At 69.4% G+C, this 13875-nt stretch carries 15 protein-coding genes; 5 read left to right on the top strand and 10 right to left on the bottom strand.

Translation table 11 applies throughout. The features are described 5' to 3' along the window. Window positions 1-8 precede the first annotated feature (8 nt). The 5 genes from ppnN to grxD all read right to left on the bottom strand — a co-directional run bounded on the left by ppnN (window position 9) and on the right by grxD (window position 6739). Window positions 9-1394: a nucleotide 5'-monophosphate nucleosidase PpnN gene (ppnN, locus tag ACOQFR_RS15360; RefSeq protein ID WP_421383529.1), complete on the bottom strand. Its 1386-nt coding sequence runs from the start codon at window positions 1392-1394 to the stop codon at window positions 9-11. Window positions 1395-1532: 138 nt separating this feature from the next. Continuing rightward, window positions 1533-4832, bottom strand: coding sequence for a TonB-dependent receptor (locus ACOQFR_RS15355; protein ID WP_421383527.1), 3300 nt, complete (start codon window positions 4830-4832; stop codon window positions 1533-1535). 232 nt (window positions 4833-5064) lie between these two features. Further along, the gene (locus tag ACOQFR_RS15350; RefSeq protein WP_421383525.1) at window positions 5065-5664 is read right to left on the bottom strand and encodes a YhgN family NAAT transporter; all 600 of its coding nucleotides are present in this window, start codon (window positions 5662-5664) and stop codon (window positions 5065-5067) included. Next, a complete protein-coding gene (locus ACOQFR_RS15345; protein WP_421383523.1) occupies window positions 5661-6419 on the bottom strand; it encodes an SDR family NAD(P)-dependent oxidoreductase in 759 nt (252 codons plus the stop codon). The genes ACOQFR_RS15350 and ACOQFR_RS15345 overlap by 4 nt, the downstream gene beginning before the upstream one ends. After that, the gene (gene grxD / locus ACOQFR_RS15340; protein ID WP_421383521.1) at window positions 6416-6739 is read right to left on the bottom strand and encodes a Grx4 family monothiol glutaredoxin; all 324 of its coding nucleotides are present in this window, start codon (window positions 6737-6739) and stop codon (window positions 6416-6418) included. Before grxD ends, ACOQFR_RS15345 begins: the two co-directional genes overlap by 4 nt. 110 nt (window positions 6740-6849) lie before the next feature. Here grxD and ACOQFR_RS15335 point away from each other — a divergent pair, with 110 nt between their 5' ends. Both ACOQFR_RS15335 and ACOQFR_RS15330 read left to right on the top strand, forming a co-directional pair. After that, on the top strand, window positions 6850-7428 hold the full coding sequence (locus ACOQFR_RS15335; RefSeq protein WP_421383519.1) for a superoxide dismutase: 579 nt from the start codon (window positions 6850-6852) through the stop codon (window positions 7426-7428). Beyond that, on the top strand, window positions 7428-8480 hold the full coding sequence (locus ACOQFR_RS15330) for an ABC transporter ATP-binding protein (protein WP_421383517.1): 1053 nt from the start codon (window positions 7428-7430) through the stop codon (window positions 8478-8480). Before ACOQFR_RS15335 ends, ACOQFR_RS15330 begins: the two co-directional genes overlap by 1 nt. A gap of 11 nt (window positions 8481-8491) precedes the next feature. Here ACOQFR_RS15330 and ACOQFR_RS15325 read toward each other — a convergent pair whose 3' ends face one another. Next, window positions 8492-9637, bottom strand: coding sequence for a 5-(carboxyamino)imidazole ribonucleotide synthase (locus ACOQFR_RS15325; RefSeq protein ID WP_421383515.1), 1146 nt, complete (start codon window positions 9635-9637; stop codon window positions 8492-8494). Continuing rightward, window positions 9634-10158, bottom strand: coding sequence for a 5-(carboxyamino)imidazole ribonucleotide mutase (gene purE / locus ACOQFR_RS15320; protein ID WP_421383513.1), 525 nt, complete (start codon window positions 10156-10158; stop codon window positions 9634-9636). Before purE ends, ACOQFR_RS15325 begins: the two co-directional genes overlap by 4 nt. Window positions 10159-10220: 62 nt before the next feature. Between purE and ACOQFR_RS15315 the strand changes: the two genes are divergently transcribed. Both ACOQFR_RS15315 and nadC read left to right on the top strand, forming a co-directional pair. Further along, window positions 10221-10487: a Trm112 family protein gene (locus ACOQFR_RS15315; protein WP_421383511.1), complete on the top strand. Its 267-nt coding sequence runs from the start codon at window positions 10221-10223 to the stop codon at window positions 10485-10487. After that, entirely contained in the window at window positions 10487-11341 is an 855-nt protein-coding gene (gene nadC / locus ACOQFR_RS15310) for a carboxylating nicotinate-nucleotide diphosphorylase (protein ID WP_421383509.1), read from the top strand. Before ACOQFR_RS15315 ends, nadC begins: the two co-directional genes overlap by 1 nt. A 22-nt stretch (window positions 11342-11363) precedes the next feature. On the opposite strand, the gene ACOQFR_RS15305 is transcribed toward nadC, so the two are convergent. Beyond that, window positions 11364-12173, bottom strand: a complete 810-nt coding sequence (locus ACOQFR_RS15305) for an FHA domain-containing protein (protein ID WP_421383507.1) — start codon at window positions 12171-12173, stop codon at window positions 11364-11366. Window positions 12174-12298: 125 nt separating this feature from the next. Here ACOQFR_RS15305 and ACOQFR_RS15300 point away from each other — a divergent pair, with 125 nt between their 5' ends. Then, entirely contained in the window at window positions 12299-12619 is a 321-nt protein-coding gene (locus ACOQFR_RS15300) for a DUF3301 domain-containing protein (protein WP_421383505.1), read from the top strand. Between the two features lie 13 nt (window positions 12620-12632). Here the strand turns inward: ACOQFR_RS15300 and ACOQFR_RS15295 are convergent, their stop codons facing one another. Further along, window positions 12633-13055, bottom strand: a complete 423-nt coding sequence (locus ACOQFR_RS15295) for a ClpXP protease specificity-enhancing factor (protein WP_421383503.1) — start codon at window positions 13053-13055, stop codon at window positions 12633-12635. Then, window positions 13052-13687, bottom strand: a complete 636-nt coding sequence (locus tag ACOQFR_RS15290) for a glutathione S-transferase N-terminal domain-containing protein (protein ID WP_421383501.1) — start codon at window positions 13685-13687, stop codon at window positions 13052-13054. The genes ACOQFR_RS15295 and ACOQFR_RS15290 overlap by 4 nt, the downstream gene beginning before the upstream one ends. Window positions 13688-13875 lie beyond the last annotated feature (188 nt).

Here is a 13875-nt window from a genome sequence, read left to right as displayed (position 1 = left end):
CGCCGGCCTCAGCCGCCGACGACGCGGTAGCAGGGCCGGTAGGTGCCGTTGATCTTCATGCGGCGCTGCTCGACGAAGGCGTCCAGCAGGGCATCCAGCGCGCGCATGATGTCGCGGTCGCCATCGATGGTGAAGGGACCATGGCGCTCGATCTCGCGCATGCCCTCCTCCTTGACGTTGCCGGCGACGATGCCCGAAAACGCGCGCCGCAGGTCGGCCGCCAGCAGGTGCGGCGGCTGGTCGCGGTGCAGGTTGAGTCCCGCCATCGCCGCATGGGTGGGCGCGAACGGCAGCTGGAACTCTTCCGGCAGGTGCAGCGACCAGTTGAAGAAGAAGGCGTCCTGTTCCTTCAGACGATGCTCGCGCACCTTGCGGATGCCCTGGCGCATCACCTGCGCCACTTCGGCGGCATCGTCCACGATGATGCGGTAGCGCGAGGTGGCGGCGTCGCCCAGGGTCAGGCGCAGGAACTGGTCGATCTGCTCGAAGTAGGCGGCCGACGCGGCCGGGCCCGTGAGGATCAGCGGGAACGGTAGCTCGGCGTTGGCCGGGTGCAGCAGCACGCCCAGCAGGTACAGGATTTCCTCGGCGGTACCGACGCCGCCCGGGAACACGATGATGCCGTGGCCCAGGCGCACGAAGGCCTCCAGCCGCTTCTCGATGTCCGGCATGATCACCAGGTGGTTGACGATCGGGTTCGGCGACTCGGCCGCGATGATGCCGGGCTCGGTGATACCGATGTAGCGCGGACGCCCGTGCCGCTGCTTGGCGTGGGCGATGGTGGCGCCCTTCATCGGGCCCTTCATCGCGCCCGGGCCACAGCCGGTGCAGATGTCCAGGCCGCGCAGGCCCAGCTGGTAGCCGACCTTCTTGGTGTACAGGTATTCATCGCGGTTGATCGAGTGGCCGCCCCAGCACACCACCAGGCTCGGGTCCTGGAACGAGCGCATCACGCGGGCGTTGCGCAGGATCTCGAACACGGCGCTGGTCATGCCCGAGCTGGTGCCCAGGTCGAACTTGTTGCTGCCGTGCACTTCGTTGGCGTTGTAGGCGATGTCGCGCACCACGGCGAACAGGTTCTCGGCGATGCCGCGGATGATCTCGCCGTCCACGAAGGCGGTGGCGGGCGCTTCCTTGAGTTCGATCTTGATGCCGCGGTCCTGCTGCAGCACCTCGATGTCGAAATCGGGGTAGCGCAGCGAGGCCGCGCGCGGGTCGTCGTCGGAACTGTCGGTGGTCAGCACGGCCAGCGCGCAGCGGCGCAGCACTTCGCGCAGGCCGCCGGTGGAGGCGTCGTGCAGGCGCGCCACTTCATCGCGGGAAAGGATGTCCAGGCCGCCGCGCGGGGAGATGCGGGTGTTGACGGTGGCCAGCTTGCTCGGGTTGTCGCTCATCGGTTGCTCTTTGCTGTCGTCTTGTCGTTGGACCGGGGACTCTACCACCGGCCGGGCGCACCGCCCTATCCCGGACGTCGCCAAAAGAAAACGGCCGGCGGTTTCCCGCCGGCCGTCCTGTTTCTCAGTGCCGCGCTATCAGAACTCGTAGCGCAGGGTCAGCTGGGCAGCCCAGGAGGACTCGCCGCGGGCCTGGCGGTTGACCGGATCCTCGACGCCGCCGACGTTGTACACGTAGCGACCCTGGGCATCCAGGCCGTTGTACCAGACGAAGCTGCGGTTGGAGGGGAAGCCGATCTCGTTGATCTGCCCCCAGTCCTTGTTCAGCAGGTTGCCGACGTTGAGGATGTCCAGGGCGATGACGGTCTTGTTGCCCTTGAAGAAGCCCGGCAGTTCCTGGCTGATGCGCACGTCGAACGAGTTGATCCAGGGGTTGTAGCTGTTGTTGCGGTCCACCACCTGGCCGACGTTGCCGCGCAGCTCCGGGTTGGCGTTGATGATGGCCCAGAACGCGGCCTCTTCGTCACCGGTGCCGTTGCCGTTGCGGTCGCGGAACGAGACCTCGCCCGGGTTCGGGATGTACATCAGGTCGTTTCCGGCGATGCCGTCGCCGTTGAAGTCGTTGATGTAGGTCCAGCTGTACGGCTTGCCGCGACGGCCTTCGTAGAACACCGCGAATTCGGTCTTGTAGTCGCCGAAGAAGTTGCGGCGCCACTGCAGCGCACCCGAGAAGCGGTCCTTCACGAGGTAGTTGGAGGTGGCCTCCACTTCCTCGTTCGGGTTGAAGATCATGCGGCCGTTCCAGTTCGAGTTCGACGTGGACGAGGTCAGCGGGCTGACGTCGGTGGCGTCGGCGTAGGTGTAGGCCAGGCTCCAGGCCCAGTCGTTGGACATGGGCTTGGACAGGCTCACCGTCAGCATCTCGCCGTGGCCCTTGTCGCTCGGGCGGGCCAGGATCACGTTGCCGAAGGACGAGTTGCTGCTGGCGCGCGACGTGGTGCCGGTGCCCTGGCCAGCGGCGTTCCAGTTGGCCGGGTTGTAACCGTTGGCGTTCCAGTACAGCTCGCGGCCGTCCGGACCGATGCGGGTGGCCTGGCCCAGGTTCAGGTGCTCGTAGAAGATGCCGGTTTCGGTCTTGGTCAGCAGCAGCTCGGCGGACGCGACCAGGCCCCAGAACGGCAGCTCATGCTCGAACGCGAGGTTGGCCTTCCAGATGGCCGGCTGCTCCAGGTCCGGATCGATGATGTCGACGTTGGCGGCCGGCTGGCTGCCCACGGGGCGAGGCTGGTTGTCCGGATCGCCACTGAAGATCGAGCCCAGGGGGCAGGCCGGCGAAGAACCGCCGCAGGAGAACACCTGGGTGGCCAGGCCCGTGTTGGAGTACGGGTTGGACAGCCAGACGTTGGCCGCCGCGCCCTGGAACAGGCCGAAGCCACCGCGCAGCTGGGTCGGGCGCTCGCTATCGAAGGTGTAGTTGAAGCCGAAGCGCGGCTGGATCAGCTCCTTGCCGTCGATGGTGACGCTGTTGTCATAGCCGAAACCGCCGGTCTGGCGACCGAAGGTGCTGGTGCGGGCGATGGTGGCGGCGTTGGCGGCGGCGTTGAACAGCGGCTCTTCGTCGATGTTCGGCGTATCCAGGCGGATGCCGGCCATCAGGGTCAGGTTGTAGTTGACCGACCAGGTGTCCTGGATGAACAGGCCGATGTTCTGGTTGGACCACTGCGCGGCACCGTCCTGCAGGGTCAGGCCGGCGCGCGGCTGCTGCGAGGTGTAGGTGAACGGGCGACCGGCCTGGAAGCTGTTGGCGCACTGCGAGGCCAACAGGCAGGAGAACACGTAGTTGCCCTTGGTGTTCTGCAGGAAGGCGTTGAAGATCTCGTTGTCGTCGTAGTCCATGCCGAACTTCAGCTCATGGTCACCGATGAACAGGTTGCCGGCGAAGTAGGCACTGGTCGTCTCGGTGTTGAGCTGGTTGAAGTGACGGCTGTTCTCGGTACCCATCAGCAGCGTGCGGGTGCCGCTGGGCACACCCGGCGGCGTCGGGTCGGTGAACTGCACCGACACGGTCGGCAGGTCGGAGTTGTTGTTGAACACGCTGTCGTAAGTGCGGCGCGCGATCTTGAGCTCGGTCGAGAAGTTCTCGGACCAGTCGCTGAACAGCTGGCCGACCAGGCTCTCGAACACCTTCTCCTGCGTGGTCCAGTGCGAGGACAGCGACAGGCTGCGGATGCCGAAGCCGTAGTAGATCGGCTCGGACTGCTCGGTCTTGTTGTAGCGCAGGCTCATGCGGTGCGCGTCGGTGATGTTCCAGTCGAGCTTGAGCAGCGAGTCCTCGACGCTCAGTTCGGCGTCGGTGGGGAATTCCTGCGTGCCGACGTCCATGCCGTAACCGTTGGCGATGGCAATGGTCTGGTCGATCTGCGCCTGGGTGATGCCGACGTTGGTGAACTCGCTGCCGATCGGGCCGAACTCGGGCGCCAGGCGCGAGCTGGTGAACTCTTCATAGGCCGCGAAGAAGAACAGGCGGTCCTTGATCAGCGGGCCACCGAAGGTGATGCCCTTGGTCTCTTCCTCGAACTCCGGGGAGTCGAAGTATTCGCCGCTGGTGGTGTTGAGACGGTCGCCGGCCAGGCGGTCGTCGCGGTACACGTAGGTCAGGGTGCCGGAGAACTCGTTGGTGCCCGACTTGGTGACGGCGTTGATGTTGGCGCCGGTGTAGCCGGTCTGGGTCACGTCGTAGTTGGAGACGTTGATCTGCACCGACTCGATGGTGTCGATCGAAATCGGCTGCTTCGCCGTCGGCAGGTTGTTGGCTTCCAGGCCGAAGGTGTCGCTGGTGTTCACGCCGTCGATGGTGATCGAGTTGAAGCGGCTGTTCTGGCCGCCCAGCGAGATCTCGCCGCGCTCCTTGTCGGTCTGCGACAGGCGCGGGTCGAGGCGGGCGTAGTCCTGCAGGTTGCGCTGGATGGACGCGAACGCGTCCAGCTGCTCGCGGTTCACGGCCGTGGTCGCGCCCATGTTGCTGGCGCTGAACACTTCGGACTGGATCGCGGTGCCGGTGACTTCGACCACGTCCAGCGTGGTGGTGTCGCCCTGGCCCAGGGTGGCGTCGACCGCGGTGGTCTCGGCCAGCTGCAGGTACACGCCTTCGCGGGTCTCGGTCACGCCGTCCTTGACGATGGTGATCGTGTACGGGCCGCCGACGCGCAGGCCGCGCGCGGAGTAGCGGCCGTCAGCGCCGGTGGTGGCGTTGCTGACGGTGCCCGACGGGGCGTGCACGATGGTCACCTGCGCGCCGGCAACCGGCTGCGAATCGCCGCTGACGATGCGGCCGCCGACGGCGGCGGTGGTGTTCTGGGCGAAGGCCGGCGCCGCCGCAAGGGCGATGGCGAGGCCGAGGGAGAGCTGCGAGAGCCGAACCCGGTTGCGATTGGTCATGGTGGTTAACCCTGATTTTAGTGGCTATAGAAAGAGAGTCGCGGCGTCCCGCCGCTGTGCCTGACGGGCCAGGCGTGGCTAGTCCTTGATGACTTGCCCAGGAAGGGTGTCCCCTGCGTTCCCCGGCAATAACAAGAGTTTAACACGGTACCCCGGTCACATGTCATTCAGGTGACAGGATCGGGACGGGCGTCACCCCACGGGCCGCTGGCTGCCGGGCGCGGGCGCCGGCTCAGGCGCCGGGGGCCGCCCGCAGGTAGGTGGCGACGCCATCGAGCAGCATCTGCACCGAAATGGCCACCAAAAGCATGCCCATGAGCCGCTCCACCGCCACCAGCACCCGCATGCCGAGCATCCGGTAGAGGTAGGTGGCAGAGAACAGCAGGGCCGCGGTGCCGGCCCAGGCCAGCACCAGGGCCAGGGTCCAGTCGCCCATGCGGTCGGGTTCCTGGCTGGCCAGCAGCATCACCGCGGCCATGCCCGACGGACCCGCGACCAGGGGAATGGCCATGGGCACGATGAAGGGCTCGCCGTCGGGCACCTCGCCGAACATGCCCTCCGCGCTGGGGAAGATCATCTTCAGGCCGATCAGGAACAGCACGATGCCGCCGGCGATGGACACCGACTCCTGGCGCAGGTGCATGGCCTCGAGCACGTACTTGCCGCCCCACATGAAGGCCAGCAGCACGCCCAGCGCGATCAGCAGCTCGCGCACCAGCACGATCCGGCGCCGGTCCGGGGCCAAGGGCTTGAGCAGGCCCAGGAACACCGGGATGTTGCCCAGCGGGTCCAGGATCAGGAACAGCAGCAGGGCGGCCGAGAGCGTGGTCATGCCGGCACCCGGGGCGCCCAGACCTGGCCGCGCAGGTCGCGACCGGCGGCGGACAGCAGGTGCACGCAGGCCGGCGCGTAGCTGGCCGGGCCCGGGACGCGCAGCTGGGCCTCGTCGGCGTAGGCGCGGGCGCGCAGGTCGGTGCGCATCGGGCCGGGCTCCAGGCCCGACACCCGCACGGCGGTCTGGTCGGTCTCGGCGCTGAGCTGCGCCACCAGATGTCCCAGCGCGAGCTTCGATAGCCCGTAGGCACCCCAGTAGGCCTTGCCGACCCGCGCCGGCTCGTCGGTGACGAACACCACCGCGCTGTCGGCCGCCTTGCGCAGCCAGGGCAGGCAGGCCTGGGTCAGCAGCCAGGGCGCGGTGAGATTCACGTGCAGGTTGCGCACGAAGGCCTCGGGCGCGGTGGCCTCCAGCGGCGCCAGCCCGTTGAACTCGGCGGCGCAGTGCAGCAGGCCGTGCAGGCCACCCAGCTCGGCGGCGACCTTGGCCGCCAGCTCGGCATAGTCGGCCGGATCGGCGCCGGCCAGGTCCAGCGGATACAGCGCGGGCTCGGGGCCGAGCGCCTTCACGGCGTCATAGACGCGGTTGAGCTTGGGCACGCGGCGGCCCAGCAGCACCACCGTGGCGCCCGCGCGCGCGCAGGCCTTGGCGGCCTCCGCGCCGAGGCCACCGTGTGCCCCGGTGACCAGCACCGTGCGTCCGGCCAGGGCATCGGCCGGAACCGCCGGCAGCGCCGACGCCGCCGGGTTCATGCGGCCTTCTGGGCCTCGGCGACCATGCGCGCCAGCTCGCCGCTGTCGAGCAGCTCGACGGTGATGTCGCAGCCACCGATCAGCTCGCCGTTGATGAAGAGCTGCGGGAAGGTCGGCCAGTCGGAGTAGCGCGGAAGGTTCGCGCGGATCTCCGGGTCCTCGAGCACGTTGATGCTGTGGAAGCCCGCGGCGCCGGCGTTCTTCAGCGCCTGCACCGAGCGGCTGGAGAAGCCGCACATCGGGAACTGCGGCGTGCCCTTCATGAAAAGCACGATCGGGTGGCCTTCGACCTCGGCCTTGATGCGGTCCAGGACGTTCATGGAAAACTCCGTTCAGGGCGCGTCCCGGAGGCGGGCGCGCGATAGGGCTAGAATTATACGGCCAACGCGCCGCCCGACGGCGCCCAGCCCCTAGCAACCGGAGATCCCCCATGGCCATCGAACTGCCCGCCCTGCCCTACGACCGCGCCGCCCTCGAGCCGCACATCTCGGCCGAGACCATCGATTTCCACTACGGCAAGCACCACCAGACCTACGTCACCAACCTCAACAAGCAGATCGAAGGCACCGAGTTCGCCGACATGGACCTCGAGACCATCATCCGCAAGTCGCAGGGGGGCATGTTCAACAACGCCGCCCAGGTCTGGAACCACACCTTCTACTGGAACTGCCTCAAGCCCAAGGGCGGCGGCGAGCCGACCGGCAAGCTGGCCGAGGCGATCACCAAGTCCTTCGGTTCCTTCGCGGCGTTCAAGGAGCAGTTCTCTCAGACCGCCATCACCACCTTCGGCTCGGGCTGGGGCTGGCTGGTGCAGCGTCCGGACGGCTCCCTGGCCCTGGTCAGCACCCCGAACGCGGCCACCCCGCTCACCGGCACCGACAAGGCCCTGCTCACCTGCGACGTCTGGGAGCACGCCTACTACATCGACTACCGCAACGCGCGCCCGAAGTACGTGGAAGCCTTCTGGAACCTGGTGAACTGGGACTTCGTCGCCAGCCAGATGGCCTGATGCACCCCAACGGGCCCCTGCTCGCGATCCAGGGCCTGTCCTGCGCCTACGCAGGACAGGCCGCGGTGATCGACGTGGGCCTGGCGCTGCAGCCCGGCGAACTGGGCTGCCTGCTCGGCCCCAGCGGCTGCGGCAAAACCACCCTGCTGCGCGCCATCGCGGGCTTCCACGAGCCCACGGCCGGCACGCTGCAGCTCCGGGGCGTGGACGCCCGGCCCCTGCCGCCGGAAAAGCGGGGCCTGGGCTTCGTGTTCCAGGACCTGGCGCTGTTTCCGCACATGACGGTGGCCGACAACGTGGCCTTCGGCCTGCACCGCCTCGACACCGCGACCCGCGGCCCGCGATCGCTGGAAACCCTGGCCCTGCTCGGGCTGGAATCGCTGGCCTCCCGTTACCCTCACGAACTCTCCGGCGGCCAGCAGCAGCGCGTGGCGCTGGCGCGGTCGCTGGCCCCGCGGCCCGACCTGCTGCTGCTCGACGAGCCCTTCTCCAGCCTGGACGCGGACCTGCGCGGCCGCCTGCGCGACGACCTGCGCGCGCTGCTCAAGCGGCTGGGCATTGCCGCCCTGCTGGTCACCCACGACCAGGAGGAAGCCTTCGCCTTCGCCGACACCGTGGGCGTGATGCAGGCCGGCCGCCTGCTGCAGTGGGCCCCGGGCTTCGAGCTCTACCATCGGCCGGCCACGCCCTTCGTGGCCTCGTTCGTCGGCGACGGCCGCTTCCTGCCGGCGCGCGTGATCGCGGGCAACCGCGTGGCCACCGCGCTCGGCGAGCTGGACGTGATCGCCGGCCTGCCCTGGGCGATCGGCAGCGACGTGCGCGTGCTGCTGCGTCCCGACGATCTGGTGCCGACCGACACCGGCGGCATCGAGGCCGAGGTGAGCGCGGTCGCGTTCCGCGGCGCTGAAAGCCTGCACACCTTGCGGCTGGACGACGGTACCGCGCTCAGCGCGCTGTTCCCCAGCCATCAGCAGCGCACGCCGGGGCAGCGCGTGCGCGTGCGTCCGGACCTGGCCCACGTCGTCGTTTTTCCGGCGGCCGATCCGGCCTAGGCGCCCGCGTCTCAGGCTTCGCGAAGTCGTTCCACCACCGCCGCCACCTGGGCTTCGCGGCCCAGCGCCAGACCGACCTGTTCGAGTGCCGATGCCAGCTCCTGGCGCGATTCGGCGCGCAGGGTGGCATGGCCGACCTTGCGGCCTTCGCGCGCGGACTTGCCGTAGTCGTGCCAGTACCCGCAGGCCTCGGACAGCACCGGCAGCGGAGTCGGCAGGGTGCCGATCCAGTTGAGCATGGCGCTGTGGCCCACCGCGCGGGTATCGCCCAGCGGCAGGCCCAGCACGGCGCGCAGGTGGTTCTGGAACTGCGAGGTGCGTGCACCCTCGATGGTCCAGTGCCCGGAATTGTGCACGCGCGGCGCCATCTCGTTGGCCAGCAGCACGCCGTCGCGCAGGAACAGTTCGAGCGCGAACACGCCGACGTAGTCCAGGGCCTCGGCCACCTTGCGCGCGGCGGCCAGCGCCTGGGCCTGCAGCGCTTCGTCCACCGCCGCCGGCGCCAGGCTGGCCGAGAGGATGCCCGACTCATGCCAGTTCTCGGTCAGCGGCCAGGCGCGCAGTTCGCCATCTCGGCCGCGCACCGCGACCACCGACAGCTCGCGCTGGAAGGCGACGAAGCCTTCCAGGATCAGGCCCACCGTATCGGCCTGCGCACCGAGCGCGTCCCAGGCGGCGCCGGCATCGTCGGCCGAGCGCAGGCGGAACTGGCCCTTGCCGTCGTAGCCCAGGCGGCGGGTCTTGAGAATGCAGGGCGTGCCGATGCGCGCCAGCGCTTCGTCCAGCGAAGCGCGGCTGTCGATGGCCGCGAACTCGGGCACCGGAATGCCGAGCTCGCGGAACAGGGTCTTCTCCGCCAGCCGGTCCTGCGCCACGGCCAGGGCGCGAGGACTGGGGAAGACCGGCACGTGGTCGGCCAGCCAGCGCGCGCTTTCGGCCGGCACGTTCTCGAAGTCGAAGGTGGCCACGTCCACGCGGTCGGCGAACTGTGCCAGCGCGGTCTCGTCGCGGTAGTCGGCCTGCAGCAGCGGCGCGAACTGCGCGGCGCAGGCATCCGGCGTGGTGTCGAGCACCAGGAAGCGCAGGCCCAGCGGCGCGCCCGAGAGCGCGAGCATGCGGGCCAGCTGCCCGCCTCCGAGGATGCCGACGGTGGTCACGGCTGGCGCGGATCCGGATGGTCGAGCACGTCGCGGGTCTGGCGGCTGCGGAATTCGTCGAGCGCGGCGCGCACGGCGGCGTCGCCGGGCGCGATCATCGCCGCGGCGAACAGGCCGGCATTGGCGGCACCCGCCGCACCGATCGCGAAGGTGGCCACCGGCACGCCCGCGGGCATCTGCACGATCGACAGCAGCGAGTCCAGCCCGTTGAGCGCCTTGCTCTGCACCGGCACGCCCAGCACCGGCACCGCGGTCATCGCCGCGATCATGCCGGGCAGGTGGGCGGCGCCGCCGGCACCGGCGATGATGGCGCGCAGGCCGCGCGCACTGGCGCCGCGTGCGTAGTCCACCAGCAGTTCGGGCGTGCGGTGCGCCGAGACCACCCTCACTTCATGCGGCACACCGAGCTGTTCGAGCCGGGCGACGGCGTGCTGCATCGTCTCCCAGTCCGAGCGCGAACCCATGACCACCCCGACCAGCGGGGAAGCAGCGACCTGGCTTGCGGCGGCACGTTCGTTCATGGCGGGCGGCGTCGGCAAAACGCTATTCTAGACCCAAGCCCCCGCCGGACACAGCCGCGCCCATGGACCGCAAGCTCTTGGACATCCTCTGCTGCCCCACCACCAAGCAGCCGCTGGCCCTGTTGAACGCAGCCGAGCTGGCGGCGCTGAACCGGGCCATCGCCGCCGGCGGCGTCACCCGCGCCGATGGTGGCCCGCAGGGCGAGCCGCTGGCGGAAGCCCTGGTGTCGCGCGACCGTCGCCTGGTCTATCGCGTGGATGACGGCATCCCGGTGCTGCTGGCCGACGAGGCCATCGCCACCGCGCAGGTCGCCGACTTCCCGCGCTGATGGCCACGCTGCCGACGCCGCCTTCGCCTGCCCTCGTGCAGGACGACGTCGCCCGCGCCCTGGCCGAAGACCTAGGCCCGGGCGATGCCACCGCCGCGCTGCTGCCCGACGATCCGGCCCGGGCCTACGTGATCGCCAAGGAATCCGGCGTCATTGCCGGACGTCCGTGGTTCGATGCCTGTTTCCTGGCGCTGGACCCGCAGGCGCGCCTGGACTGGCGCGTGCAGGAAGGCCAGGCCGTTGACGCGGGCACGGTGCTGGTCACGCTGCAAGGCCGCACCCGCGCCCTGGTCAGTGCCGAACGCCCGGCGCTCAATTTTCTTCAGACCCTGTCGGCCACGGCCACGCGCACCGCGGCCTACGTGGCGGCCGTCGCGGGCAGCCGCACCCGCATCCTCGATACCCGCAAGACCCTGCCCGGCCTGCGCCAGGCGCAGAAGTACGCGGTGCGCGCCGGCGGCGGCAGCAACCACCGCATGGGCCTGTACGACGCCGTGATGCTGAAGGAAAACCACATCCACGCGGCCGGCTCGATCGCCGCGGCCGCCGCGGCCGCGCGCGCGATGCACCCCGCGCTGCCGTTGATCATCGAGGTCGAGGACCTGGACGAACTGGCGCAGGCCTTGGCCACCGGCTGCGAACGCATCCTGGTGGATGACTTCAGCGCGGCCGACCTCCAGGCCGCCGTGGCCATGGCCGGTGGACGCATTCCGCTGGAAGTATCTGGCGGCGTGGACCTGCAGCGCCTGCCCGCGATCGCCGCCACCGGCGTGGATTTCGTGTCGGTCGGCGCACTCACCAAACACGTGCAGGCGCTGGACCTGTCGCTGCGCCTGGGATCCCCGCCCGGCTGAGAGCGGGGCCCTGCGCGGTGCGTCAGCCGCGGCTCATCACCAGCGCCACGGTGGCCAGGATCGCGGCCGCCGTCAGCATGATCGGCACCCACTTGCTCATGCCTGGCGCCGCGGCGCTGCGGTCGGAGGCCGACGAATCCGAGGCCGCCGCCATGCGCGACGTCTGCTGGGCCATTTCCATGCCCGGCGCGACCACGATGAAACGCACCGCATCCAGCCGCAGTTCGTCGCCGGCATTGAGGAAGCCTTGCTGCACGCGCTTCGCATTGATGTAGGTGCCATTGGACGAACCCAGGTCCTCGACCGACAGGCCATCCTGCGTGGGCTTGACCAGGGCGTGGCGCCTGGAAATTTCTTCGGCCTGCACGGAGATGTCGCACTCCACCGCGCGGCCGATGACCACCGGACCGGCCACCGGGAACACCTTGCCGAACACCGCGCCAGACACGCCGCGCAGCACGTACTTGGGCACGGCCATGCGCACGCGGGTGGCGCCCGAGTCTTCATCCGAGCCCGGCACCACGCCGGGCGCAGGCTGGCTGCGGGCCGCCTCGACCACGACGAACTTGGCCATCACCGGACCCAGGCCGATCTGGTCGCCGCCACGCAGCGCCATGATGTCCGACACCGGCTTGCCGTTGACCGTGACCGGTCCGCCGCCCGCAGGCACCTGCAGGTTGGCACCGGTGCTGGTGACGTGGATCTCGCAGTGCAGGCCGGCGATGGCGGGGTCGGTGAGCACCACCGCACCCTCGGAGGCCGAGCCGATCCTGTTCACGCCCGAATTGAGCAGCACCTGGGCATGTTCGCCGTTGGGAAACACCAGTTTCATCTTCGCTCTCCTGCGAATTGGCGAAGGCCCCAAGGGCCGGCATCCGGGCCTATCTTATCCATGCGCGGCGCCAGCCGGCAGGGGGGCGGCTTGCGGGCGGGCAGCGACGGCCCCACATTGGCGGCATGTTATCGACCCTGCTCTTCCTAATCGCGGCCATGGCCGTCGCCGTGTTCTGGTTTGCCGGCCGCGCGGCCGCCGAAACCGCCACCCGCCTGGGCCAGGTGGCCTGCGCACGTGCCGGCGTGCAATGGCTCGACCAGAGCGTGCACCTGCTCAAGATGCGCCTGCGCCGCGGGTCGGACGGCTGGCTGGGGCTGGAGCGCCACTACGGCTTCGAGTATTCGGTGGGCGGCGAGGACCGTCGCGCCGGACGCATCGTGTTGCATGGGCGCCGCCTGCATTCGCTGGTGGGTCCGATGCCACCGCAGGACAGTCCGGCCTGAGGGCCTTAACCGCTTACTTCACAACGCGCAGGTGGCTGCGCTTGGGGCCGTCGCCGCCCGCGTCCGGCGCCGGCGCCGGATCGGGCGAATCCTCGGGCAGCGTGGCGCCGTCCTCCGGGAGCATCATGCCCTGCCCGGTTTCCTGGGCGTAGATCGCCAGCACGGCGGTCACCGGCACCTGCACCGACTGGCTGACGCCGCCGAAGCGGGCCATGAAGCGCACCTCGCGATTGTCGATGACCAGGTGCGCCACCGCGCGCGGGGCGATGTTGAGCACTACGCGGCCTTCCTTCACCGCCGAGCTGGGCACCTGCACGCCGTCGCGCGCGGCGTCCACCAGCAGGTAGGGCGTCATGCCGTTGTCGCAGATCCACTCGTTGAGCGCCCGGAGCAGGTAGGGGCGGTTGGAGCCCATCGCGGCGACCGGCTCGGTCACGGCGGCAGCTCGCGCAGGGATTTTTCTTCGGGCGTGAGGCTGCGCAGGTAGGCCGGGTTGCGGAAGATGCGCATGCCGTAGTCCTCGATCAGCTTGGCTTCCTTGGGCAGCACCACGCCCAGGGCCGGCAGGCGCCAGATGATCGGCGCGATCGCGCAGTCGGCCAGGCTCATCTCGGGGTTGAGGAAAAACTTGGAGGCCTTGAACAGCGGCAGCGCCGCGATCAGCAGTTCCTTCAGGCGCTTGCGGCCGGCGTCGGCCTGGGCCTTGTTGCCGTGCTGGATGGACTGCACGTGCGGCACCCACTCGTGTTCAAGCCGCAGCATCGCCAGGCGCAGGCGCGCGCGCGACAGCGGATCCACGGGCATCAGCGGCGGATGCGGGTAGCGCTCGTCCAGGTATTCGGACACCACCGAGGCGGCATACAGCACCAGGTCGCGGTCCACCAGGGTCGGTACGGAATGGTAGGGATTGAGGTCCACCAGGTCTTCAGGCGGGTTGCCCGGGTCCACCGGCACCAGTTCGTAGGTCACGCCCTTGGCCGCCAGCACCAGCCGGACCCGGTGGCAGACCACGCAGTCGCGGGCGGAGAACAGGGTCAGGGCGTTGCGGATGCGCGGACTGGCAGCCATCGGGGTTCCCTCACGCGGCGCCGCCAGCCCCTGCTAGCGGTCACCCGAAGCCCTAACCCTGCCCGAAATCCCCGGTCCGCCGCAAGCCACCGGCTGCCCGCGACGCGGACCGCCACGGCCCCTGACCGGCCCCATCATGCAAAAGGCCGCCCGGAGGCGGCCTTCTGCTGCCAACAGGCCCGGGGGCC

It is taken from the genome of Arenimonas sp. MALMAid1274 (assembly GCF_049195245.1).
Classification (GTDB): Bacteria; Pseudomonadota; Gammaproteobacteria; order Xanthomonadales; family Xanthomonadaceae; genus Arenimonas.
The sequence above is the reverse complement of the archived record's forward strand: the minus strand, read 5'-3'. Positions and strand labels throughout refer to the sequence as shown.